Source organism: Colwellia sp. SU-HH01172, assembly GCF_057553355.1.
On the sequence record NZ_BAAJMB010000004.1, the window covers coordinates 105923 to 128716 of the forward strand.

Genomic DNA, 22794 nt, shown 5'->3' on the forward strand with positions numbered 1-22794 from the left:
AAATTGCGGGGAAATCCATAGAAAGACAATTTTTAAATTAAGGCTATGGTAGTATTGGCATAATCCGAAATAGAGTGAAAAAGAAAAGTAATGTTAGAGTTGTTAACGGATGTTGGTCAGTGGTTTCGCGGGTATCAGTATCAAGCCGCAATGGCCATAGTTGCGACACTTTTAGTGATATTAGGCAATGATATAAATGGCGCTATTCGAAAGCTAGTTGCTGGTCAGAATTTTTTTATTCGAAGCTTAACGTTTGTCGGCGTCTGTGCCTTTGGTTATGGCTTACTGACAGTTTGGCTAACTAAAAAATTATCGCAACAATTGGCACAGGTACCTAATGTCTATGTCTTACCACTTATTTTGGGCATATTTTTTATTATTGGAGCATATGCGCAGAAAAACCGACATATATAGCTTTAGTGAAAATTTTAGTTTTATAAGCGCATAAACGCGTAGATAAACAGTAGTATAGGTAGCGGTAGCAATATGGTAAACAGTATGGCTTCACACCATTCGATAACACGATAAAATTGTTGCCAAGTTAAGTTGTTTTCTCGGGTTGAAGGTAGTGCTTGAAAGAAGAAAATAAAAGCGCTGATCACTAAGCTCTCAATGGCAGTAAATAAAATAAATATGGCAAGCCATACTAAAAAACTAGGTGTATTTAGCTGGATTTGAGTTTGTAATAAAGCAAATAAGCTAAAAAAGAATGCGCTCCAGGCTAATAATGGCCATTTAAAGCGTGATAAAGATATCGCGATATAATTAAAGAGTTCGGGACTAATGGCTGGCTTCATTCGATGAATAATGGTCTTATAAACTTAACTGAGTTATATCATGAGTATATAGTTAAAGCTTGTAGTTTGTCAGAGTCAACGATGAATTATCGCGTTTGAATTTACCTGATATTCACTTGAGCAAGGTAAGTATTAACATAATTAATATTGAGAAAAGTATGAAGAAAAAGTCTGCAACTATTTTTGTTTCTCCCTTTGCATTGTGCCTGCTATGTGCTGTCGCTAATGTCAATTTTGCGACCGCAACAACATTGGCGGATTACTTGGTGGGGAAAAATGAAAAGTTAGCTGTGATGGAAGGACATGCCCAGGCTACTTCTCAACATTCATCAAGTGCAGTGGCTGATGCAAAACAAGATAGTAAAAAGGCCAGTCCACTCGCGCGGGCGATGGCGCAATCTTCTGCGCAAGCAGAGCAGGAAAAACACCACTTTGAAAAAAACTTAACGCTTGAAATTAGTGAGTTAAAAGATAGTAGTGGTTTAGTTTATTTAGGCGGTAAGGTGTCTGAAGTTGAACTGAGTCGCTACTTATCACAATTAAAAGCGGAATTGGGCAAAGAGCAATATGCGATTTATCGCCAACATCAAGCAGCCCGAGATCATCAATCATTCCATGTTACTTTGGTCAACCCATACGAATACCAAACGATTAATAAAGAAAAATTAAATAGTTCACAAAAATTTAGCGTCACTTTACAAGGCTTAGGTAAGGTTGCCAAGGGCGATAAAACTAGCTACTTTGTCGTGGCATCTTCCAGCGATGGGCAATTTATTCGACAGAATTTATTGTTAAAAAATAAAGACTTCCATGTGACACTAGGTTTTTATCCGGAAGATGTTTATGGCGTCAGTAAAGGCCGAGACACGCTAATTAAGAAATAAATTTCATTACTTTTAATTTAAACTATTGTGATAAATTTGTGATAACTCCGTGAAAGTTTAGCAATGTTTGCTTTGCATACTGAATGCGAAATCATTTAGTCATCAAGGGAAACTTATGAAACTTTTTAAAGCCGCATCGGCTATTGCATTAGCTTGTTCAAGCTCAGCGTTAATGGCACAAACCATTGATATTCAAATTACTAACTTAACTCATGCGCAACACTTTACGCCACGTTTAGTGATTGCACACGACAGCACTGTAGATGCCTTTGAGCCCGGTGTTGACGCGTCATCTGCACTAGCATGGCTTGCTGAAGCCGGCGTTATTGATGATGCTCAAGAGCCAGCGTCTTCAGGTCAAAACTTTGAAGCGCTTTTAGGACCAACAGATACTGACAATGGGTCAAACACTTGGCACCGTTTTGGTGGCTTGGTTGCTCCATCAATGTCGTTAAGTTATCCATTTGATACCATGGATAAGCCTTACCTTTCTATTTTATCTATGCTAATTCCAACCAATGATGCTTTTGTTGGCTTAGACAGTATTAAAATTCCAACCACGCCAGGTACTTATACATACATGCTACACGCTTATGATGCCGGTACTGAGTTGAATGATGAATTAAACAGTACACGTACTGATATTGTTGAACAAGGCGGTACACCACTAGGTGGCTATGGTGCGCCAGGTGTTGCCGGAGTTGGTGCTTCGCCAGTGCCATTAGGTGTTGGCGGTACGGGTGTCGCAGTAAAAGTAGGTTTTGCACAAGATGGCACGGCAATTGGTGCTAATGAAGTGGTTGATGGTACTGATGGCCCGGTTCATATTCACCGAAATGTTCTAGGTGATACTAGCCTTACTGATGGCGCAAGTGATCTACAGTCAACAGAACACCGTTGGTTGAACCCAGTTGCACGAGTAACTATTACTATCCCAGCACCTTAATTTAGGGAGAATAGATCATGAAAATTAACAAAATAAGTTTAGCACTACTGCCGCTTATTGCGGTACTAGCTACCGGTTGTGGTGGTGATGATGGTAGTGATGGCGTTGACGGTGCTGCCGGTACTCCAGGCGTTGATGGCACCAATGGTACAGACGGAACAAATGGTACCGATGGCACAAATGGCATCAATGGTAATCTTGCGGTTTATACGGTGCAGTTAACCAATTTAACCTATAGCCAACCGTTTTCTCCTGCTGCTATTATTTTACATGAACCAGGTTATAACGCCTTTATTGATGGTGAAGCAGCAAGTTTAGGTTTAGAGCAATTGGCCGAGGGCGGCAATCCAGCTGAATTAATGGCTGAAGCATTAGCGGCGACACAATATCTTGATGCTGTGGCTACTGACGGTGCAACCGCGCCGAGATCTGTTGGCTCAATGTCGACATTATTGGTGCCCTTACTCGATGTTGACGATTTAAGGATCAGTTTTACCACTATGTTGGTGGACACTAATGATGCCTTTACCGGTCTTAATGCGGCTGATATCAGTAACATGACGGTTGGGCAATCGGTCAGCTTTATGGCGCCAACATGGGATTCTGGTACTGAAGCTAATACCGAAACAGCAAGTACAATGCCGGGCCCAGCAGCGGGTGCAGCCGGTGGCGGTGGTGCAAGCGCTGGTTTTGATGCCGCTCGTGATGACCTTTTTGACCGAGTACACTTTCATAGTGGTGTGGTAACCAATGCTAATGCGACAGATGCAAGTAAAGAAGGTTTAGCCACTTCGGTATTAACTGAAGCGGATCGTTGGGATAATCCTACCGCTCGAATCGTCGTAACACGCACCCGTTAGAATGAATTGGTGCCTTACACAACAAGCTTATCAATTTTTGGCTTGGTAGGTGTAGGCACCAATACTTTTAAGGTTGTAGCAACCGTAAATCGATGCAATTCAAATGCTGAGCTAAATTCAATAAGGTTTCGAAAGTATTTCTGTGCAAACAAGTTCTTATGATGCAGGCACAGAGAAAAATAACGAAACAATGCTGAATAAGTTAGGTTAGCGACAATTGTAAAGATTTTTGTATTGAGCGCAGCAACTCGCGTTTATTGCTGAAAGCTCAGGCAGTGTCATGATTGATGTTAGTTAAGGCCGTAAGGTGTTGCTTATCTTTCATGATAAGAAAGCAGTTTAGTATTATTCGTTATTTTGTTGAGAATTTAAACGACCTATTCGTTTCGTTACGTCATGAATAGGCAATCTTTATTATATCTTTGTGCCGACGTTCTTATAAATAAAAGATAATAACGACGGAGCAAAACATGGATACCATACTGGTTGTTGAAGACGATCAAGATATTGCCGATTTAGTCACATTGAGCCTACAAGAAATAGGTGTAACCGTTGAGCATAGTTTATCGGGTGAAGATGCCTTTGATAAACTAGCAACGCAAGATTACGACTTAGTCATGCTTGATGTTATGTTGCCGGGCATGTCTGGCTTAGATGTTTGTCGGCAGCTTCGAGAACAAAAACCCGAACAGGTGATCTTAATGGTAACATCAAGAAACAGTGAAATTGATCGAGTGCTAGGTTTAGAGCTAGGCGCCGACGATTACATGACTAAACCTTTTAGTGTTCGAGAGTTGCAAGCACGTGTTCGTAGCCAATTGCGCCGTGTACACTTACTATCAAAAATAAGTCAGCAAAATTTGCAAAAGCAGTCTCCTGAGCAATATCTCACGGTCGGCGCGTTGCAAATTGATAGTATCTCTCATCGTGCAACCCTGAACGGTAAAAATGTTGAATTGACCTCAACCGAATTTGATTTACTGTTTTATTTGGCGTCGCACCCTGATCAAGTTTTTTCTCGTGAGCAACTATTAAGCTCAGTTTGGGGCTATCATCATAGTGGTTATGAACATACGGTAAATTCACATATTAATCGCTTAAGAAATAAAGTTGAGCGCAACGCCACAAAACCTGAAATTGTGCAAACCGTTTGGGGTGTTGGTTATAAGCTTTCTCGACAGGGTGTTGTGGCGTGAAATTATCTTTATACCACAGACTTTCATTGTCGTTATTACTGGTATTTATTGTCATTATTAGTGTGTTCTTTGTTTGGACCGAGCATTTAGAAAAAACCACGCGTTACGAGTCAGAGCAGCATTTACATCTTTCACTGGCGGCGAGTTTAGCCCGTGATAATCCCTTGCTACAAGAAGGCGCTTATGATCACCAAGCGTTAAAGAATTTATTTCATACTTTAATGGTGTTAGGGCCGGCGTTTGAATTTTATTTTCTTGACCCAAATGGTGCCATCTTAACTCACTCTATTACTCCGTCGTTGATCAAGCGCGACCGAATTGATTTAAAACCCTTAATTCAATTGACCCAAAATCAAGCCAGTTTACCTATTTACGGTGATGACCCTCAACACCAAAGCCGGCAAAAAATATTTTCAGCAGCGCCAGTTTTTAAGGGTAGTGAATTAATAGGTTATCTGTATGTAATTGTTGCGGGAGAACGTTATGAATCAGCGTATAGTCGAGTGGATTCTGATCGGCAAGCTGAGCTGTCGATGGTGATGCTGGTCGGCGCTTTACTTTTTCTTTTTATCGTTATGTTGGGAATTTTTTATTATTTTACTCGACCATTGCGTCGGTTAAATCGAGATATTCAGCAACTAAAAGAGTTTGGCTTTGATAAATCTAAAGTCAAGTTAACAACATGGATGGCAAACAGTAGCAATGAAGTGCATCAGTTGGGTGTGGCATTTGAAGAAATGGTTAACCAAATTAATGCTCAGCTAAATTTATTACAGCAAAGTGACGTGCAACGACGTGAGTTACTGGCCGATATTTCTCATGACTTGCGTACGCCATTATCGTCTCTGCAGGGCTACATTGAAATGATTGCCCATAAAGGCGATGAGTTAAGTAGCGAAGAGCGAGAAAAGCACATAAATACAGTGCTAAAAAACACCTTGCAATTGAAGCTGCTTATTGACCAAATTTTTGAACTGGCCCATTTGGAAGGCGGGCAAGTGTCATTGAATTTTGAAAGCTTTAACTTGGCTGAACTCCTTTATGATGTTATTGCAAAATTTAACTTAGCTGCAAGTGCTAAAAATATAACTATTTCGATTGAACCCAGCAGCTCTTATACCCAAGTTCACAGTGATATTGCCAAGCTTGAGCGGGTAATCAGCAACTTATTAGAGAACGCTATTCGCCATACCAGTAAAAATGGCAAAATTGTTTTTATTATTGAAGAGTTGAGTGACAACCAATGTCGACTTGCAATTTCTGATAACGGTACCGGCATAAAACCGGAAGAATTATCTTATATTTTTGACACTCGCTATCGTGCCAGTAATGCCATACAGGACAAAAATAAACATACCGGCTTAGGTTTAGCCATTACCAAGAAATTATTAGAGTTGCTTAAATCAGACATCAAAGTGCAAAGTACGCTGGGTGAGGGCACATCATTCTCATTTAACTTAAGACGGGTAAATCATTAAGCTTCTTATGTAGATAGCGTTAAAATTAATAGAATAACCATAGATATTTACATTTTCATTACTTAAAATAACTCAACAGGGAACATATTTTAGGAGTATAGATGAAAATTAAATTGGCGATTTGCCTTGCTGCAATTACCTTAGCTGGCTGCACAAAATCTTCAACTGGTCGTTCACAATTAATGATGATGTCTGACAGTGAGCTCAATAAAATGGGCAGTGCGTCATTTGAAGAAATGAAAACTAAAGAAAAAATCAGTCAATCACCAGCAATTAATCGTTATGTGCAATGTGTGGCAAATGCTATTACCGTAAATGTTCCTAAATCAGCGCATGATGGGGCTTGGGAGGTTGTCGTATTTGATTCGCCGCAAGTCAATGCCTTTGCGTTACCAGGTGGTAAAATTGGTGTTTATACTGGCATTTTAAAAGTCGCGGAAGATCAAAACCAATTAGGGGCTATTATTGGTCATGAAGTTGGTCACGTTATCGAACGTCATTCAAACGAACGTTTATCATCAAATCAAGCCAGCCAAATGGGCTTGTCTTTAGTGAATGTTTTGCTGGAAAGCCAAAACATTGAAAGTCGTAATACGGTTATGGCGGGTTTAGGTTTAGGCGTACAGTATGGTGTTTTAATGCCATATGGTCGCAGTCATGAAAGTGAAGCAGATATTGTTGGCCAAGACTTAATGGCAAAGTCGGGCTTCGATCCTGCGGCAAGTATTACGCTTTGGCAAAACATGGCTAAGCAGTCGACAGGGGCGCCACCTGAATTTATGTCGACTCATCCGTCGAACGCAACACGTATTAAACAGCTTACGGCTCACTTACCTAAATCGACACCATTTTTTAAGCAAGCGACTGCGCCTAAGTGCGTTAAGCCAGCGATATAATTTTCATTCGTGCAATGGGTGTTAATTTATAATGAAAAGCCTGCATAATGCAGGCTTTTTTGTAAAGCAAGTATGGCGATTTTTATGTTCCAAATAAAAGCTAAGTACCTAGAACTATGTCGGCAGTGTCACGAACATCAGGATGCGAGATAATAGTAACGATATCCTGGCAATAACTTGATGTTAAAACGCTAGGCTAAAGGTCACACCGGCTTGATGGTTTTTTTCAATTTTGTCTCCTTCCCGCAATTTTTCCGGTACCTGGCTGTTATTTTGTAGCTGAATACTGCCTTGATGGGCGAGCATTATTTGTCGGCTAAGAGCTAAACCAACGCCTGAACCTTCTGTTTTGGTGGTATAAAATGGTACGAAAACTTCTTTAGCGATTTCTACCGGAATAATAGGGCCGTTGTTACTGACCTCGATAACCACTTTGCCACGTAAATTTAAATAGGCGTGGATCATTACTTTAGCTTGCTTGTTATTAATTTGTTCTGTAAGCGCTTGTTGTGCATTTTGTAGCAGGTTTATCAGCACTTGTTCAATCATATTGATATCAACTGAAATATCTAGTGATGGCGGCTCGATCGTGACAGCTAAACTGATGCCCATCTCGTGCCAATTTTGACAAGCTAATGCTTGTACTTGCTGGATCAGTGCGGCAATGCTAATTAACTTTTTATGTAATTTAGGTAAGCGGGTCAGGCGTCGATAACCTGTGACGAATTTCATTAAGCCATCACTTCGTCTGGCGACAGTGGCAACCGCTTGTGCGACATCCTCAAGGTCATCATTGATCGCTTGTGGTAGCTGTGAGTTGCTTCGTAGCTCTTCAACGATATCCGTGGCGGTTTTTGCTAAAGAGGCAACAGGCGTAATACTGTTCATTATTTCATGAGTTAGCACTCGCACTAAGTCTTGCCATGCTTGTAGCTGTGCCAGATCTAATTCACTTTGAATATCTTGTAAACTCAACAATGTTTCTGTGTTATTGCTGCTGACCACTTGAGTGGCAGAAATGCTTAGACGATGCTCTTGGCCGTCAATGATGATGTTAATCAAGTCACGTTTGCCAATTGGCAGGGCTTTTAATTGCTCAGGAAAGTGCTGGCCAAAGGTGATAAGGTCTTCAACTTTGGTAATGTGATGGCTGCCAAATAGTCTGCGCGCACTGTTATTCCATAAAGTGATTTGCTGATTTTGATGAATACTTATTAGTGGCACCGGGACATGCTCTATTAAGGCTTTTAAATGTTTAACCTCTTGCTCTTGATGACGGCGGCTTGCTTGAATACCGGCAAGAATATCATTAAATGCTTCGCCCATTTCATCAAATCCAGAGCCGATATGCTGGAGTTCAAATCGTTGTGAAAAATCAGCATGGCGAACAGCAGCAAAAAAGCGCACTAATTCGGCGTTAGTTTTACTGACAAAATGAACAAGTTCAACTAGCTGTATTATCAATAAAATCGATAGCATAAAACAGGTAATATGGTAACCGTCTTCTAGCAATACTTGTGTTAATACTATAACGGTGATGATGGTTAATAAGGTTCGAAAAACAATTAACCCAGAAAATTTTTTAAAGCCCATGTTTTTCCATCCTACGGTAGAGTGCGGCGCGTGTTAAGCCCAACTCTTTTGCGCTATGACTAATGTTATATTTGTGCTTTTTTAACGCTAAGCTAATGGCTTGTTTCTCTAATGCTTCCAAATTCAGTTCTGCGGGTAGTGACGAATTCGATTGCTTATTTTCATGCTTTTGGACGCCTGTTGATTGATCGTCATTTTCGTTTGAAATTTTATTTTTATTACCTAGTGCTTGTTGGTCACCAGCAACATTAAGCTGAAAGTCCTCTGCGGTTAAGGTACTTGTGGTCGACAAAATTGTTGCTCGCTCAATAACATGGCGTAATTCTCTAATGTTTCCAGGCCATTGATAATGGTTAAGTGCTTCAATGGCAGATGCCGATAGCTCTTTGGCAGATTTGTGATATTTTTTACCATAATGCTGCACGTAGTGCATGGCAAGCGGCATAATATCTTCGTGTCTTATTCGCAATGGCGGTAAGGTTAACTCGACGGTATTTAGGCGAAACAGCAAATCTTGACGAAATTTATTCTCGTCTTGTAAAGTATCTTTAGGGACATTAGTTGCGGCGATAATGCGCACGTTAAAGGCAGTCGCTTCGTTAGCCCCTAATGGCGTGACTTTACGTTGTTCAAGCACAGTTAATAGTTTTGCTTGTAAATGTAACGGTAGGTTGCCTATTTCATCAAGAAATAGCGTGCCGCCATCAGCGGCTAATAAACGGCCAATACGATCTTGATTAGCGCCAGTAAATGCACCTTTTTGATGGCCAAATAGCTCACTCTCAAACAAGGTTTCGGATAATGCTCCGAGATCAACCGACATAAAAACCTGGTTTGCCCGTAAGCTTTGTTGATGAATTTCTCTTGCGACTAGTTCTTTGCCAGTGCCATTTTCACCTAAAATCAATACATTGGCATCGGTTGGAGCCGAGCGAGAGATCAGAGAATGAACCGCTTGCATAGAGGTGGAATGACCAATAAGACTCTGTTGATGATCTAAGTTATTTACCTGCACCAAAGCGTCATTTTTAGCTTGTAATGTTTTTGCATGTGTTTGTGATTGTGCCAACTTAACCGCGGTTGTTACCGTGGCAATAACCTTTTCATTGTGCCACGGCTTAGCAATAAAGTCGGTTGCGCCAAGCTTCATCGCGTCAACTGCGATATCAACACCGCCATGTGCGGTGATCATAATAATGATGCTTTGTGGGGCAATTTTGCGAATTTTCTGTAACCAATAAAAACCTTGAGCACCAGAGCTTTCACCTGGGCCAAAATTCATATCAAGCAGAACGACATCAAAATGCTGTTTTTCAAAAAAGGTTGGAATATGCTCAGGCTGATTACAGGTGCTGACATCGCTAAATTTGCGTTTTAATAATAATTTACCGGCCACCAAAATGTCGTTGTCGTCATCAACAATCAATATTTTTCCTGGTGTTTTCATTGCCGTCGAACCTGTACTCGTCACTTGTTATTACCTTACTAAGCAAAGTTTAAATATTTAAAAGTGTTCAATAACGTACAGTAAGTGTTCATAAACGTACAGTTCTTTAAGGTGCAAATTATGAAAATGAATATAAAGCCTTAAATAACAATGGGTTAATTGTTGGAATGATTATTGTAATAAGTTTTGATAATTGAATAAGTAGATACAGGATAACGTAATGCCAAGTCAGTCGAAGTATACACAAGTGAGTCAAATGACTGAAGAAAGTAAAAAAGCAACTGCAGCACCGGTTAGTTCGATCGTTTCAGGTGCAGGCATGGATCGAGAAATAGCTCATTCGGCAAAATCAACACGTAAATGGTTGTTGATGGTCGTTATTGGAATTTTGTTGTTGGTGACAATGTACTTTATCACTGAGAAATCATCAGGTAATAGCCTAGTGGTTGAACAAAATCGTATTGCGATTTCGACAGTAACTTCCGGCATTTTTGAAGACTTTATTCCGTTACGAGGCCGAGTAACCCCGGCTAAAACGGTATTTTTAGATGCTGTTGAAGGTGGGCGAATAGAGCGAATTTTAGTGGAAGACGGTACCAATCTAACCGCGGGAGACTTAATTGTTGAACTGTCTAACACCTCATTGCAATTGAGTGTCTTAGGTAATGAAACTCGTGTTGCTGAACAGCTTAATAATATGCGTTCAATAGAGCTAAGCCTTGAACAAAATAAGTTACAACATAAGCGCAATATTGTTGATATAGAACACGAAATTAAGTTGCTGACTCGACAAGTTGCGCGCCAAAAGGCCTTGGTTGCAAGTGGCGCAATAAGTCAATCTTTAGCGGATGATACTTCTGATACCTTAACTTGGTATAAAAATCGATTACAACTGACCAAAGAAAGCCAAGCTTCAGACGCGCGTATGCAAGGGGAGCAACTAAGTTACCTGAAAGCAACGGCTACCCGCTTGGAAAGTAACTTAGACATATCACGACAAAACCTTGAAAAGCTTAATGTGCAAGCGCCGGTAGCAGGAAAATTATCGGGCTTTAATGTTGAAGTGGGGCAAAGTATCGCCAGAGGAGAAAGGTTAGGACAAATAGATACCCCAGATGATTTTAAGTTAACCGCCTTTATTGATGAGTTCTATTTAGGCCGAGTCGATATTGGTCAAAGTGCCCGCTATAAAGATTATCAATTGCGTATCGCTAAAATATACCCACAAGTTCAAAACGGGCAATTTGAAGTCGATTTTGCCTTTATTGAGCAACAACCCAGTGGTATTCGTCGTGGCCAAACTATCCAAATTAAGTTGACCTTAGGTGATGCCAGTGAGGCACTGTTAATTCCTAATGGTGCGTTTTTTCAAGATACCGGTGGGAGTTGGATCTTTGTTGTTACCGAAAGCGGCAGTGAAGCGGTTAAGCGTACGGTGCGTTTAGGACGAAGAAATAGCCGTTATATCGAAGTCATTGAAGGTCTTGAAGTTGGCGAGCAAGTCGTTACTAGCCCTTATAGCAGTTATCAAGACATGCAACGTCTTAAGTTTAACTAGCCATAATCCTTAATACTAATTAAAAAATACTGAATATCAGAAGGAAATAATCATATGTTGAAATTGCACAATTTAACCAGAGTTTATCAATCAGATAATATTGAAACATTGGCATTAAATAACGTTAATATTGAAATTGCGAAAGGTGAGTTTGTTGCCATTATGGGACCTTCAGGCTGCGGTAAATCTACCTTATTGAATACCATCGGCATGCTAGATAGCCCAAGCAGTGGTGACTATATTTTCGCGGATGAAAATGTCGCTGGTTATTCTGAAAAACAATTGTCGGTCATTCGTAAAAAGAATATTGGTTTTATTTTTCAAAACTTCAATTTAATTGATGAATTAACCGTTCAAGAAAACATTGAATTAGCACTTATTTATCACAAAATACCGGCAGCAGAAAGAAAGCAGCGTGTGGAAAAAGTGATGGATAAGGTTGGTATTGCTCACCGTGCGAAACATTTACCCAATCAATTATCTGGTGGCCAACAGCAACGCGTTGCCGTTGCTCGGGCAGTGGTCGGTGATCAAAAAATGATTTTAGCTGATGAACCAACTGGTAATTTAGATAGTGCGCATGGCCAAGAGGTGATGGAAATGTTGCAGCAATTAAATGCCGAGGGAACAACCATAGTGATGGTGACTCATAGCCCTGCACATGCCGATTATGCTCGACGTACCATACATTTATTTGATGGCCATGTTGTTAATGAAAATGTCCGTGCAGCTTGATCTGTCTCTGATTTTATAACAAGGATATTCTAATGTTTCGTAATTATTTGATCACCGCATGGCGCAATATTATCAAAAATGGCATTTTCTCAGTGATTAATATTTTTGGTCTCGCTGTTGGTTTAATGAGCTGTATTTTGATCATGCTATTTGTTCGTCAAGAAACTGGCTTCGATAGTTGGTTAAAAGATAGTGACCGTTTGGTGCGTATGCATACCTCTTACACTTCGCCTAATCGAGCGGTCTTTGAAACCGTGCGCTCTGCCGGAAGCATGATGCCAGCGATTCGAGATTATGCCAAAAACGAAGTAGAAGCTGGCGTACGCTTTATTCAGTTCGGTATTACTGTACGCAAAGATGAAGATGCTTTTGCCGAACAAGCGACTATGGTTGATGGCAGTTTCTTTTCTATTTTTGACTTACCTTTTGCTCATGGTTCGAAAGAAACATCTTTTAATAAGCCAATGGATTTAATCATTACTGAGCGTTTAGCATTAAAGTATTTTGGCCGTACAGAGGTTATTGGTGAAACCTTAACAATTTGTTGTGTCAATAATAATACCTCGCAAGTTGCGATCACTGGTGTGATCAAAGACTTACCTCAGGCAACACATTTAAATACTGAGCTGATTGTTCGTTTACAGCCGCTGCTTTTCGGTGAGAATGATGGTGTTTTGCATACATGGACAAGTGTTAATGTTTATACCTACTTTAAGCTTGCAGCGAATACCAGTATTGAGCAGTTTCAACAGCGCATTAATTATTGGATGGATAACGAAAGCCCGTTAATTGAAATGTTTTCTAATGCAATCGGTGACGAGTCAGAAGGTCGAAAAGTTACTGATTTTGTTCAGCAACGACTGATGACTGTGCCTGAGCTACACCTAAATGCCAAACGCCATGCTGGTAATATGGGCGACTTAACGCCTATGGGGGACAGCAATATGATCCGTACCTTTGTAGTGGTTGCCGGCTTAGTATTGCTCATCGCTTGCATCAATTTCATGAATCTTTCAACGGCAAAAGCGGGTAAGCGGGCAAGAGAAGTGGCGATGCGTAAGGTTTTGGGAGCGAGTCGTAGCCAAGTTGCTTTGCAGTTTTTAGGTGAAGCGATTGCTATTGTTATTCTGTCATTACTATTTGCTTTAGCCGCTGTGGAGATTTTCTTACCTTTATATAATGAGTTGTTAGGAAAAACGCTTGAATTGCATTTATTCTCTGATCCTACCTTGATGTTATCATTGCTATTGGTTGCGATTGTGGTTGGACTCGGTTCAGGCCTCTACCCAGCCTTGTATCTATCAAAATTCTTACCGGGTCAAATATTAAAATCCACCAAAAGTGTAGAATCAAAAAATTCGACAAAATTACGTAGTTTATTGGTGATTTTTCAATTTTCCATTTCGGTAATTTTAGTGATTTCTACCTTAGTGGTTTATGGGCAAACCGTTTTTTCAAATAACATTGATGTTGGTTATCAAAGTGACAATAAGTTGGTGTTGAACATTCGCCCTGCTCGCGAAAATCTCGCCAGTTTAAAGCAAGAGTTACTGACGCTACCTGAAATTAGTTCAGTGGTTTATTCTTCTGAATCACCAACGCAAGACAATGAAAATAACAACTACTTTACGTTATTAGAAGCTCACAGTGATGGCGTTGCAAACGACCGAGCTTTATTCAATTATCATAATATGGGTTATGGCTTTTTTGAAGCTTATCAAGTTCAGCCACTTGCAGGGCGATTATTTGATGAAAATTATGGTAGTGATGAAATTAACTTAGTCCCTGAAGATAGCACAGAGCCAGGTAAAGCCAGTGTAATATTAAATGAAACAGCACTGAAAAAGCTCGGTTTTACCAGCGCAGAGCAGGCCATTGGTAAAACACTTGCCACCGAAGTGCGTGGTAAGCAGCACTTAACTATTATTGGCGTTATTCCAGATATTTATTTTCGTTCGATTAAGTTTGGTGTCAGGGCTTCGGTTTATACCCTAAACCCGTCACGGTTAGGTGTTGCGAGTTTAACCTTCAAAACTAATAACGTATCTTCTTTACTTAATAAAATTGAAAGCATTTGGAAAAACAATGTGCCGATGCAACCTATTGAACTAGAGTTTCTTAGTGAGATGATGAAAGCGCAATATAATGATGAAGTTACCACGGCACAGTTATTTTTAGTGTTCTCTGTGTTAGCTATTATTATCGCGTGTTTAGGTTTATATGGCTTATCGGCTTTTACTGTTGAGCGTCGTACCAAAGAAATCGGTTTGAGAAAAGTGATGGGTGCTAGTGTTAAAGATATTGTGAGTTTATTGATTTGGCAATTCTCAAAACCAGTTGCCATTGCCAATATCTTAGCGTGGCCAATTGCTGCCTACCTAATGTTAAGCTGGTTAGAAAACTTTCCTTATCGATTGAGTGAGTGGTGGTTGCTCCCCATTTGTCTTGCGGTCGGTTTACTGTCACTGTTGATCGCATGGAGTACCGTTGGTGGAAATGCCGCGAAGGTAGCGCGAAAGAACCCTATTAAGGCACTGCGCTATGAATAGTGGGATATAGTGAATTAGTTATATACTAAGGCAATAAAAAACGGCGAGGTAATTCGCCGTTTTTTTATGTTTTTGAAGACGAGGTTATTTTTTTGTCAATCGCCAAAAGGCAAAGCTAGCCACAACCAATAAAATCATAGGGTAGTAGGCGTTGGCGGCCACCTCTAATGGTGATATTTTTAAAGTCGCACCAAGTAATAATGCTTGTGCGCCATAAGGTAATAAGCCTTGGTTTATACAGGCGAAAATATCTAATAAACTTGCCGAGTGGGCAGGGCTTAGTTCGCCATCTTGTGCTAAGTCTTTTGCCGTTTCACCGGTGACAATAATTGATACGGTATTGTTAGCAGTAAAGAAATTACAACTAAATGCTAATGAAGCAATACCAATACCGGCAGCGCGTTTTTTATTATTCGGGCTTAGCTTACGGGTCAAACGTTCAATACTTGTTGTTAGTGCAGCTAAGCCGCCTTGGCGTTTGATCAATTCACTTAAACCACCGATAAATAAAGACAGAATAAATATGTCTTGCATGCCAGCAAAGCCCTTGTTGATATCACTAATCCAACTCGCCAGTTGATAACCATTGTTCAACATGCCAATTGCCGCCGCTAGAATAATGCCGATAATCAAGACCATAAACACGTTCATACCAGAAAGTGCCAACGCTAAAATAACGATATAAGGTAAGAAGCCAATAACGTCGAGCTCTTGGCTAACTTGGTGATTTAAAGTAACACCATTGGCGGCGAAAATAGCCAAACAAATTAAGGCGGCGGGAACAGCAAATTTAAAATTAACTCGAAATTTGTCTTTCATATGCGCACCTTGGCTGCGGGTCGATGCGATAGTGGTGTCAGAAATAATCGATAAATTGTCGCCAAAAATAGCGCCAGAGATAATGCAGCCGGCAATTACGCTTGGGTCGATATCAGAAGATTCAATGAAGCCTAACGCAATAGGCGCAATAGCGGCAATAGTGCCCATTGAAGTACCCATAGCGGTAGCAAGAAAGGCAGCCACTAAAAATAATCCGGGCAATAACAGGTAGTCAGGAAATATGGATAAGCCAAGTTGGACACTGGCATCAACACTACCTGTGGCTTTTGCTACAGTGGCAAAGGCGCCCGCCAACAGGTAAATAATACACATGGTAATAATATTTTGATGGCCAGCGCCTTGAATAAATTGGCCTATTTTTTCATTAACGGTTTCTCGCCCCATGGCGATTGCCAGCAAGATTGCAGGAATGATGGCAATACTGGCGGGTAATTGATAAAACGCGAACTCGACACCTTGTAAAGTTAATACAATACCTGTGCCGAGAAATAGCCCGAGAAATACACCGAACGGAAGCAGGCTTTTTAAGCTTTGTTCAGCATTACTTGTTGGTGGTGATGCGGGAGAAAGTTTGTCAGATAATTCTGTTGTCATGGCTGGGGTCTTTTTAGTTATTATTATTTATCTAAATCAAACAATAACGAATTTTTGTGGAATGTCTATGAAGGAATGCATTATATGGAGTTAACTTCGTTTGTCAATCTAGACGTCTAGAGGTTTGTTTTGCTGATAATTCTTTTAGTTGAATGAATTTTCTTGGGTTAGCCCTGCGTCTAACATTACTGATGAGTAGTGCTCAGTATAATACTTGGCTTTATTGATGCTTATTAAAGTTTGAATTGAGAACGTTTTAATAACAGCGTTCACTATATTATAATCGGACTACTCTGCCATCAAGGTGATACCAATTGACGTTATATAAATTGAGGTTATATGAAAAATACCAGCCCTAGTGAGGGAACTTCTCCAGCTTGGCTAATGGTTTTTGCTTGTTGGTTAATAGCAACAATCGCGACATTGGCGAGTCTATTTTTTAGCGAGATAGTAAAATTGCCAGTATGTGTTTTATGCTGGTATCAACGTATTGCCATGTACCCTTTAGTGCTAATGCTTCCTTTAGCATTATTCCCTTTTGACGGAAAAATCATTCGATATGCTGGCGTGCTGACATTATTTGGCGGTTTAGTTGCCTTATTTCATGTATTACTGGTTGCTGGCGCTATTCCTGAAAGCGCGCAGCCTTGTGTCGCTGACATTCCTTGCTCAGAAACACACTTAAATATTTTTGGCTGGCTCAATATGCCAATGATGTCTTTATTAACGTTTGCCGTTATTGGCATACTTTTATTTTTCGCTAACACTAAAACTAAATGAGGTTACTTTGAATAAGAAAATACTATTTATTAGCACTGTGGTTATATTGTTTTTGGCTTTCTTGGCTGCGACATCAATATTTCAATCACAACAAGAAAACAAAGAAAATGAACTAGCGAGCAATAATGTCAATGCAGTAAGTCGTGCCGACTCGCCCAGCAAAGGTGCTGCAGATGCCAAGGTGACTATTGTTGAGTTTTTTGATCCCGCCTGTGAAACCTGTGCGCAATTTTATCCGTTAGTGAATAATATCGTTAAAAAATATTCGGGAAAAGTAAAAGTAGAAATGCGTTATACGCCTTTTCACAAGGGGGCTGACAAAGTTGTCGCTATGCTTGAAGCCGCGCATTTACAAGGTGAGTTTTGGCCGGCACTAGAATTATTATTTGCTAATCAACAAGGGTGGACACGTCACCATACTGCGCAACCAGAACTAGCATTGCAGTTGTTATCAAGGTTAAGTTTGAATCAACAGCAATTACAAACAGATATGATGAGTGAAAAAGTCATGGAAGTTATTGCTCAAGATGTTGTTGATGCTAAAACGCTTGGCGTTCGTGCGACACCGCAGTTTTTTGTTAATGGAAAACCATTAACTCAATTCGGCTATCGAGAGCTAATAAAAATGGTTGAAGATGCCATAATCGTTGCTTATTAGAACGCCTACTCAGTTGCCTGCCGGTTTAAGTTAACGATAAGCATAGCAAAAAATTTGCAAGCAATTCATACATTATATGATGATATATCGAGCCACAATTGATGTGTCATCATGTTTTTATAGTGAAGCTTAAATAGTTTAGTTACATTGCTTTAACCCTTAACCTCCACATCACCTATAACACCTTTCCGTTAATATCTCACTCAGGCTTATCGCGCCCTTATTTTCTTGCTATTTAAAAGCAGTGACAAGCAATGGCTATTATGCGAATAGTTAAATGAGTTATTTTAACCGCTGTTTTAATCGCCTTTTCTTGCTGAGTAAATTGTAAATTTATTTCCTTTGCTTGTTTCAAGCATTGGAGTATTTTACTTTTCTGCGTGATAAACTTCCGCGCAATAGAAATACAGTAAAGGAAGTAATATGCATTTTGTTATCGTAGGTTGTGGAGCCGTTGGTGGTTATTTTGGCGGCCGTTTAGCGCAGCATGATGAAAATGTTACCTTTGTAGCACGAGGACAACAATTAAATGCAATGCAAACATCAGGCTTAACCATTAAGAGTATTGAAGGTAATGTGCACTTAGCTAAGGTTAATGTTGTTGACGCTGAAAATTTAACTTCTGATAGTTTAACCACATCGGCAGATGTTATTTTCCTCTGCGTAAAGTCTTATCATTTAGCTGGCGCTATTGAGCAAATCAAACCATTAATTCAACCACAAACTCGTATTATCCCATTGTTAAATGGTGTTAATGCTGCTGAATTGATACAAGAGCAAGGTATTGATAAAGAGAATATCATCGGTGGTTTAGCAAAAATTATTGCCGAGAAAACCGCCGATGGTGTTATACATCATACCGGAGCTAAGTCTCATATCACTTTAGGTGCTTTTACTGATAAAGATGTTGACGATGTAACTAGTAAACAAGTACTTGCAAGAAAAAATGCTGAAACAGAGCAACTAAGTGCCATTGCTAAGTGTTTAAAATTAGCCGGTATTAGCGTTGGCGTAACCAGCGATATCAAATTAGCCTTGTGGCGTAAGTATATTTTTGTTGCAGCATGGGGCGCATTGGCGTCAGCAAGAAAACTTAATTTAGGTGAAATTCGTTCGCAAAGTCATATTGAGTTTTTGCTTGAGCGCATTGTTAATGAATACGCTGATATTGCTCGTAACTTAGCGGTTAATTTGAGTGATAAACATATTAGGGAAACCTTAGCGTTTCTTTCGCGCTTACCTGATTCGAGTGAAACATCAATGCAGCGTGATATTGCGGCAGGAAAAAAATCAGAATTTGACATTTTAGTCGCATATCCCATGACACAAGTTGACGAGCTTAACTTGTCGGCACCGGTGTTAACGCAATGCTATCAAAAGTTAGTGACTAACCTAGATGTACAAGCATTGAATTAAATATGGTTGCGGCTGTTGTTATATACGCTACGGAAAAAGTAAAAAATTATAATAAATAACAAAATTCGCTGCGCTAACACTACAGACCGAGCTAACTTTATGCTATTCTTGCGCGAATTTTTATCGTATCAATTAATGTGAAGATTAAATAATGTCTGAAAATAAAATCGAAACTATCGAACAACGCGTAAGTTACGGTGTAGGTCGTCAATTAGGTGACCAATTACGTAACAATCCTTTTAAAGATTTTGATGTATCTGCTGTTCAAGCAGGTTTAGCTGATGCGATTGCAAATGCAGCTAGCCAAGTATCTGACGAAGACTTAAACGAAGCTTTTGGTGTTGTATCTAAAAAGATGCAAGAACTAGAACAAGCTGAAGCAAAAGAAAAATCAGCTGAAGGCGAAGCTTTCTTAGCTGAAAATGCTAAGCGTGATGAAGTAACAGTTACTGAGTCAGGTTTACAGTACGAAGTATTAGCAACAGGTGAAGGCGAAAAACCAACAGCTGCTAGCACAGTACGTACGCATTACCACGGTACTTTCATCAATGGTGATATCTTTGATAGCTCTGTTGACCGTGGTCAACCTGCTGAGTTCCCAGTTGGCGGTGTTATCGCTGGTTGGACTGAAGCATTACAGTTAATGACTGAAGGTTCAAAATGGCGTTTATACGTACCATATAACTTAGCATATGGTGAGCGTGGCTCTCAAGGCGCTATTCCTCCATACGCAACCTTAGTGTTTGACGTAGAGTTATTAGCCATTGTTAGCTAATTAACGTATTTTTTAAAAGCCCTCAGTTGAGGGCTTTTTTATAGGCTTTATTTACTCATATGAGTAAGGTAATAGTTAGACCGGTTAAATGAATACATTAATTATCGAAACGTTATTCCGTCAGTATGTTGCCGCATTTACGCAGCAAGATATTGCCGCAACACTATCTTGTTATCAATTGCCGTGTACATTACATACGCCAGATAAAGCGGTACTGATCAGTGATGAAAATGATTTTGAACGCGAATTTTCTGATATCTTTGCAGTTTTATCGCATGCAGGTATCAATAAATTTAATGGCACAAAAGCCAGTTATAGTGACGTGAGTTCAGATTTGATTTTAGCCTGTATCGATTGGCAGTTTTTTTCTCAAGACGGAGACTTGTTTACTGACTTTTCAGCCTTTTACCATATCGCTTTAGTTAAAGGTTTATGGAAAATTGTTAGTGTTGTTTCGCAAGAGCTTAATCAATCGATAGAGTTAAGTACCCCTTTTAATATTAGTGAGTAGGAAGCAGTTGTCATGAAAGTAAAAGTCGCCATTTTAGGTTGTAGCGGACGTATGGGACGCAATTTAATCGAAGCTGCAATCGAACATAAGTCGGTTGAATTGGTTGGTGGTAGCGTTCGTCAGGGGTCATCGTTTGAAAACTTTGATCTTGGTGAGCTCGCAGGTATCGGTGTAATTGGTCAAAAAACGACGATAGATTATCAAACTTTATTAGCAGCAGACGTATTAATTGACTTTACCTCAATAGAATCGACACTCGAGCATATCCAGTGGTGTAAGCAACATAATAAAGCGTTGGTGATTGGTACCACTGGCTTTTCAGATCTACAAGTAGAAACCATTAAAGCTGCTGGCGAATATATTCCGCTAGTTTTGGCGCCAAATACCAGTGTTGGCGTAAACCTGTTATTTAAGTTACTTGAAATTACCGCTAAAGCCATTGGCGACTATACTGATATAGAAATTTTTGAAGCGCACCACAGATTCAAAAAAGATGCGCCGTCTGGTACTGCGGTGAAAATGGGGCAAGTCATTGCTGATACCTTAGGTAGAGACTTAAATAAAGTGGCTGTTTACGGCCGAGAAGGGATCACTGCTGAAAGAGATTCAAGCACCATCGGCTTTGCGACCGTACGTGCTGGTGACATTGTTGGTGAACACACGGCATTCTTTGCTGATATTGGTGAACGACTAGAATTGACCCATAAGGCCAGCTCAAGAATGACTTTTGCTTTAGGTGCAATGCGCGCGGCATTTTGGTTAAGTGAAGCACCTGCTGGTTATTACGACATGCAAGATGTTTTAGGATTAAAAGATTAACTGCACCATTTAAATAATAAAAACCTGACTAAACGGTTAGTATTTTCAAGTATTTCTTATAGATAAGTATTGTTTTTGGCGTCTTTGTATCAATTTCGTTAAAAATAGAGAGTTTTTACAATTATTGCTAGACGGAAGAAGCTTTCAAGCGTAAAATAAGTGGATTTTGTCAAAAATTTACTGTTCATGAAGAACTGGTTTGAGTTTTTGGCATTTTTTGTGCGTATCGCTTTTGTAATTAATGGTGAAGTTATTAGTTGTTTCACCCTTAATATTCTTTCTTCTTAACGGAGGTTAAATTGACTAAATCTGCCATTTTAGTGCTTGAAGACGGCACTGTATTTAAGGGCACCGCTATCGGTGCAGAAGGGGCGGCTGTTGGTGAGGTAGTATTCAATACTTCAATGACCGGCTACCAAGAAATTCTTACTGACCCTTCCTATGCAGAGCAAATTGTTACCCTTACATATCCACATATAGGTAACACAGGTACCAATAGCGAAGATGAAGAATCTAGCACTATTTGGGCGAAAGGTTTAGTTATTCGTGACTTACCGCTATTAGCGAGTAATTTTCGAAACGAACAAAGTTTAAGTGATTACCTAAAAGCTAAAAATATTTTAGGTATTGCGGATATCGATACCCGTAAATTAACCCGTATTTTACGCGAAAAGGGTGCTCAAAACGGCTGTATTCTTGCAGGGGATAACCTAGAAGAGGCAACAGCTTTAGCGCAAGCAAAAGCATTTCCTGGCCTTAAAGGTATGGACTTGGCAAAAGTTGTTTCGACAAAAGAAGCATACCAATGGACAGAAGGTAGCTGGGAGCTAGGCAAAGGACACATTACACCTGAAAAGTCTGAGTTTCACGTGGTTGCTTACGATTTCGGAGCTAAACGCAATATTCTACGTATGTTGGTTGACCGTGGTTGTAAACTTACGGTTGTGCCAGCACAAACTTCAGCGGAAGAAGTTTTAGCGTTAAACCCTGACGGTATTTTCTTATCAAACGGCCCTGGTGACCCTGAGCCATGTGACTATGCGATCGCCGCAATTAAAACATTTTTAACAACAGATATTCCAGTATTTGGTATTTGTTTAGGCCATCAGTTGCTTGGTTTAGCCAGTGGCGCTAAAACCATCAAAATGAAATTTGGTCATCATGGTGGCAACCATCCAGTTAAAGACTTCGATCGCAATGTTGTCATGATCACGGCGCAAAACCATGGTTTTGCGGTAGATGAAGAGAATATGCCTGCGCACTTAACGGTGACACACAAATCATTATTCGATGGTTCAATTCAAGGTATCCATCGCACAGACAAACCAGCATTTAGTTTTCAAGGTCACCCAGAAGCGAGCCCTGGTCCTGCCGATGCAGCACCATTGTTCGATCATTTCATTGACCTAATCGTTGCAGCTAAAAAAGCTTAGTTCCTAGACAAGAGAAGAGAGATTATAAA

21 protein-coding genes are annotated in these 22794 nt (G+C 40.0%); 17 read left to right on the forward strand and 4 right to left on the reverse strand.

From position 1 onward, the window contains the following. The first annotated feature begins 90 nt into the window (after positions 1–90). A complete protein-coding gene (locus AC27JP_RS11945) occupies positions 91–414 on the forward strand; it encodes a DUF3392 domain-containing protein (protein ID WP_487115348.1) in 324 nt (107 codons plus the stop codon). Positions 415–434: 20 nt separating this feature from the next. Here the strand turns inward: AC27JP_RS11945 and AC27JP_RS11950 are convergent, their stop codons facing one another. Then, entirely contained in the window at positions 435–797 is a 363-nt protein-coding gene (locus AC27JP_RS11950; RefSeq protein WP_487115350.1) for a hypothetical protein, read from the reverse strand. A 158-nt stretch (positions 798–955) separates the two neighbouring features. Here AC27JP_RS11950 and AC27JP_RS11955 point away from each other — a divergent pair, with 158 nt between their 5' ends. From AC27JP_RS11955 to AC27JP_RS11980, 6 genes are all read left to right on the forward strand, one after another. Beyond that, the gene (locus AC27JP_RS11955; RefSeq protein WP_487115352.1) at positions 956–1681 is read left to right on the forward strand and encodes a hypothetical protein; all 726 of its coding nucleotides are present in this window, start codon (positions 956–958) and stop codon (positions 1679–1681) included. Between the two features lie 115 nt (positions 1682–1796). Then, positions 1797–2627 (forward strand): spondin domain-containing protein, encoded by an 831-nt coding sequence (locus AC27JP_RS11960; RefSeq protein ID WP_487115354.1) that lies wholly within the window; start codon positions 1797–1799, stop codon positions 2625–2627. Between the two features lie 17 nt (positions 2628–2644). Further along, positions 2645–3487, forward strand: a complete 843-nt coding sequence (locus AC27JP_RS11965; protein ID WP_487115356.1) for a spondin domain-containing protein — start codon at positions 2645–2647, stop codon at positions 3485–3487. 470 nt (positions 3488–3957) lie between these two features. Then, a complete protein-coding gene (locus AC27JP_RS11970; protein WP_487115358.1) occupies positions 3958–4683 on the forward strand; it encodes a winged helix-turn-helix domain-containing protein in 726 nt (241 codons plus the stop codon). Beyond that, positions 4680–6161 (forward strand): sensor histidine kinase, encoded by a 1482-nt coding sequence (locus AC27JP_RS11975; protein ID WP_487115360.1) that lies wholly within the window; start codon positions 4680–4682, stop codon positions 6159–6161. The genes AC27JP_RS11970 and AC27JP_RS11975 overlap by 4 nt, the downstream gene beginning before the upstream one ends. 101 nt (positions 6162–6262) lie before the next feature. Then, positions 6263–7057: a M48 family metallopeptidase gene (locus AC27JP_RS11980; RefSeq protein ID WP_487115362.1), complete on the forward strand. Its 795-nt coding sequence runs from the start codon at positions 6263–6265 to the stop codon at positions 7055–7057. Between the two features lie 183 nt (positions 7058–7240). On the opposite strand, the gene AC27JP_RS11985 is transcribed toward AC27JP_RS11980, so the two are convergent. Together AC27JP_RS11985 and AC27JP_RS11990 are read right to left on the reverse strand one after the other, a co-directional pair. Further along, positions 7241–8650, reverse strand: a complete 1410-nt coding sequence (locus AC27JP_RS11985; protein WP_487115364.1) for a sensor histidine kinase — start codon at positions 8648–8650, stop codon at positions 7241–7243. Then, positions 8640–10121 (reverse strand): sigma-54-dependent transcriptional regulator, encoded by a 1482-nt coding sequence (locus tag AC27JP_RS11990; protein ID WP_487115366.1) that lies wholly within the window; start codon positions 10119–10121, stop codon positions 8640–8642. The genes AC27JP_RS11985 and AC27JP_RS11990 overlap by 11 nt, the downstream gene beginning before the upstream one ends. Positions 10122–10317: 196 nt before the next feature. On the opposite strand from AC27JP_RS11990, the gene AC27JP_RS11995 reads away from it, so the two are divergent. The 3 genes from AC27JP_RS11995 to AC27JP_RS12005 are packed head-to-tail and all read left to right on the forward strand — an operon-like array spanning position 10318 to position 14939. Continuing rightward, the gene (locus tag AC27JP_RS11995) at positions 10318–11655 is read left to right on the forward strand and encodes an efflux RND transporter periplasmic adaptor subunit (protein WP_487115368.1); all 1338 of its coding nucleotides are present in this window, start codon (positions 10318–10320) and stop codon (positions 11653–11655) included. Positions 11656–11709: 54 nt separating this feature from the next. Further along, the gene (locus AC27JP_RS12000) at positions 11710–12390 is read left to right on the forward strand and encodes an ABC transporter ATP-binding protein (protein WP_487115370.1); all 681 of its coding nucleotides are present in this window, start codon (positions 11710–11712) and stop codon (positions 12388–12390) included. Positions 12391–12422: 32 nt separating this feature from the next. Continuing rightward, positions 12423–14939 (forward strand): ABC transporter permease, encoded by a 2517-nt coding sequence (locus AC27JP_RS12005; protein ID WP_487115372.1) that lies wholly within the window; start codon positions 12423–12425, stop codon positions 14937–14939. An 84-nt stretch (positions 14940–15023) separates the two neighbouring features. Here the strand turns inward: AC27JP_RS12005 and AC27JP_RS12010 are convergent, their stop codons facing one another. Next, positions 15024–16373 carry a Na+/H+ antiporter NhaC family protein gene (locus AC27JP_RS12010; protein ID WP_487115374.1) on the reverse strand — a complete coding sequence of 450 codons (1350 nt, stop codon included), beginning with the start codon at positions 16371–16373 and terminating at the stop codon, positions 15024–15026. Between the two features lie 339 nt (positions 16374–16712). Between AC27JP_RS12010 and AC27JP_RS12015 the strand changes: the two genes are divergently transcribed. From AC27JP_RS12015 to carA, 7 genes are all read left to right on the forward strand, one after another. Continuing rightward, positions 16713–17153 carry a disulfide bond formation protein B gene (locus AC27JP_RS12015; protein ID WP_487115376.1) on the forward strand — a complete coding sequence of 147 codons (441 nt, stop codon included), beginning with the start codon at positions 16713–16715 and terminating at the stop codon, positions 17151–17153. A 7-nt stretch (positions 17154–17160) separates the two neighbouring features. Next, positions 17161–17811, forward strand: coding sequence for a DsbA family protein (locus AC27JP_RS12020; RefSeq protein ID WP_487115378.1), 651 nt, complete (start codon positions 17161–17163; stop codon positions 17809–17811). Positions 17812–18234: 423 nt separating this feature from the next. Further along, entirely contained in the window at positions 18235–19227 is a 993-nt protein-coding gene (locus AC27JP_RS12025; RefSeq protein WP_487115380.1) for a ketopantoate reductase family protein, read from the forward strand. Positions 19228–19378: 151 nt separating this feature from the next. Continuing rightward, on the forward strand, positions 19379–20002 hold the full coding sequence (bamJ, locus tag AC27JP_RS12030) for a BamJ family beta-barrel-assembly machinery protein (RefSeq protein ID WP_487115382.1): 624 nt from the start codon (positions 19379–19381) through the stop codon (positions 20000–20002). Positions 20003–20090: 88 nt separating this feature from the next. Then, on the forward strand, positions 20091–20513 hold the full coding sequence (locus tag AC27JP_RS12035; protein ID WP_487115384.1) for a hypothetical protein: 423 nt from the start codon (positions 20091–20093) through the stop codon (positions 20511–20513). A 12-nt stretch (positions 20514–20525) separates the two neighbouring features. Next, the gene (gene dapB, locus AC27JP_RS12040; RefSeq protein ID WP_487115386.1) at positions 20526–21332 is read left to right on the forward strand and encodes a 4-hydroxy-tetrahydrodipicolinate reductase; all 807 of its coding nucleotides are present in this window, start codon (positions 20526–20528) and stop codon (positions 21330–21332) included. A 299-nt stretch (positions 21333–21631) separates the two neighbouring features. Beyond that, the gene (gene carA, locus AC27JP_RS12045; RefSeq protein ID WP_487115388.1) at positions 21632–22765 is read left to right on the forward strand and encodes a glutamine-hydrolyzing carbamoyl-phosphate synthase small subunit; all 1134 of its coding nucleotides are present in this window, start codon (positions 21632–21634) and stop codon (positions 22763–22765) included. Positions 22766–22794 lie beyond the last annotated feature (29 nt).

Excerpts from the sequence above, each read along its gene's own strand:
- AC27JP_RS12010 (WP_487115374.1), bottom strand. The coding sequence starts at position 16,373 with ATGACAACAGAATTATCTGACAAACTTTCTCCCGCATCACCACCAACA.
- dapB (WP_487115386.1), top strand. The coding sequence starts at position 20,526 with ATGAAAGTAAAAGTCGCCATTTTAGGTTGTAGCGGACGTATGGGACGC.
- AC27JP_RS12015 (WP_487115376.1), top strand. The coding sequence starts at position 16,713 with ATGAAAAATACCAGCCCTAGTGAGGGAACTTCTCCAGCTTGGCTAATG.
- AC27JP_RS11995 (WP_487115368.1), top strand. The coding sequence starts at position 10,318 with ATGCCAAGTCAGTCGAAGTATACACAAGTGAGTCAAATGACTGAAGAA.
- AC27JP_RS11985 (WP_487115364.1), bottom strand. The coding sequence starts at position 8,650 with ATGGGCTTTAAAAAATTTTCTGGGTTAATTGTTTTTCGAACCTTATTA.
- AC27JP_RS11980 (WP_487115362.1), top strand. The coding sequence starts at position 6,263 with ATGAAAATTAAATTGGCGATTTGCCTTGCTGCAATTACCTTAGCTGGC.
- AC27JP_RS11945 (WP_487115348.1), top strand. The coding sequence starts at position 91 with ATGTTAGAGTTGTTAACGGATGTTGGTCAGTGGTTTCGCGGGTATCAG.
- AC27JP_RS12025 (WP_487115380.1), top strand. The coding sequence starts at position 18,235 with ATGCATTTTGTTATCGTAGGTTGTGGAGCCGTTGGTGGTTATTTTGGC.
- AC27JP_RS12035 (WP_487115384.1), top strand. The coding sequence starts at position 20,091 with ATGAATACATTAATTATCGAAACGTTATTCCGTCAGTATGTTGCCGCA.
- AC27JP_RS11965 (WP_487115356.1), top strand. The coding sequence starts at position 2,645 with ATGAAAATTAACAAAATAAGTTTAGCACTACTGCCGCTTATTGCGGTA.
- AC27JP_RS11955 (WP_487115352.1), top strand. The coding sequence starts at position 956 with ATGAAGAAAAAGTCTGCAACTATTTTTGTTTCTCCCTTTGCATTGTGC.
- AC27JP_RS11950 (WP_487115350.1), bottom strand. The coding sequence starts at position 797 with ATGAAGCCAGCCATTAGTCCCGAACTCTTTAATTATATCGCGATATCT.
- bamJ (WP_487115382.1), top strand. The coding sequence starts at position 19,379 with ATGTCTGAAAATAAAATCGAAACTATCGAACAACGCGTAAGTTACGGT.
- AC27JP_RS11960 (WP_487115354.1), top strand. The coding sequence starts at position 1,797 with ATGAAACTTTTTAAAGCCGCATCGGCTATTGCATTAGCTTGTTCAAGC.
- AC27JP_RS11970 (WP_487115358.1), top strand. The coding sequence starts at position 3,958 with ATGGATACCATACTGGTTGTTGAAGACGATCAAGATATTGCCGATTTA.
- AC27JP_RS12000 (WP_487115370.1), top strand. The coding sequence starts at position 11,710 with ATGTTGAAATTGCACAATTTAACCAGAGTTTATCAATCAGATAATATT.
- AC27JP_RS12005 (WP_487115372.1), top strand. The coding sequence starts at position 12,423 with ATGTTTCGTAATTATTTGATCACCGCATGGCGCAATATTATCAAAAAT.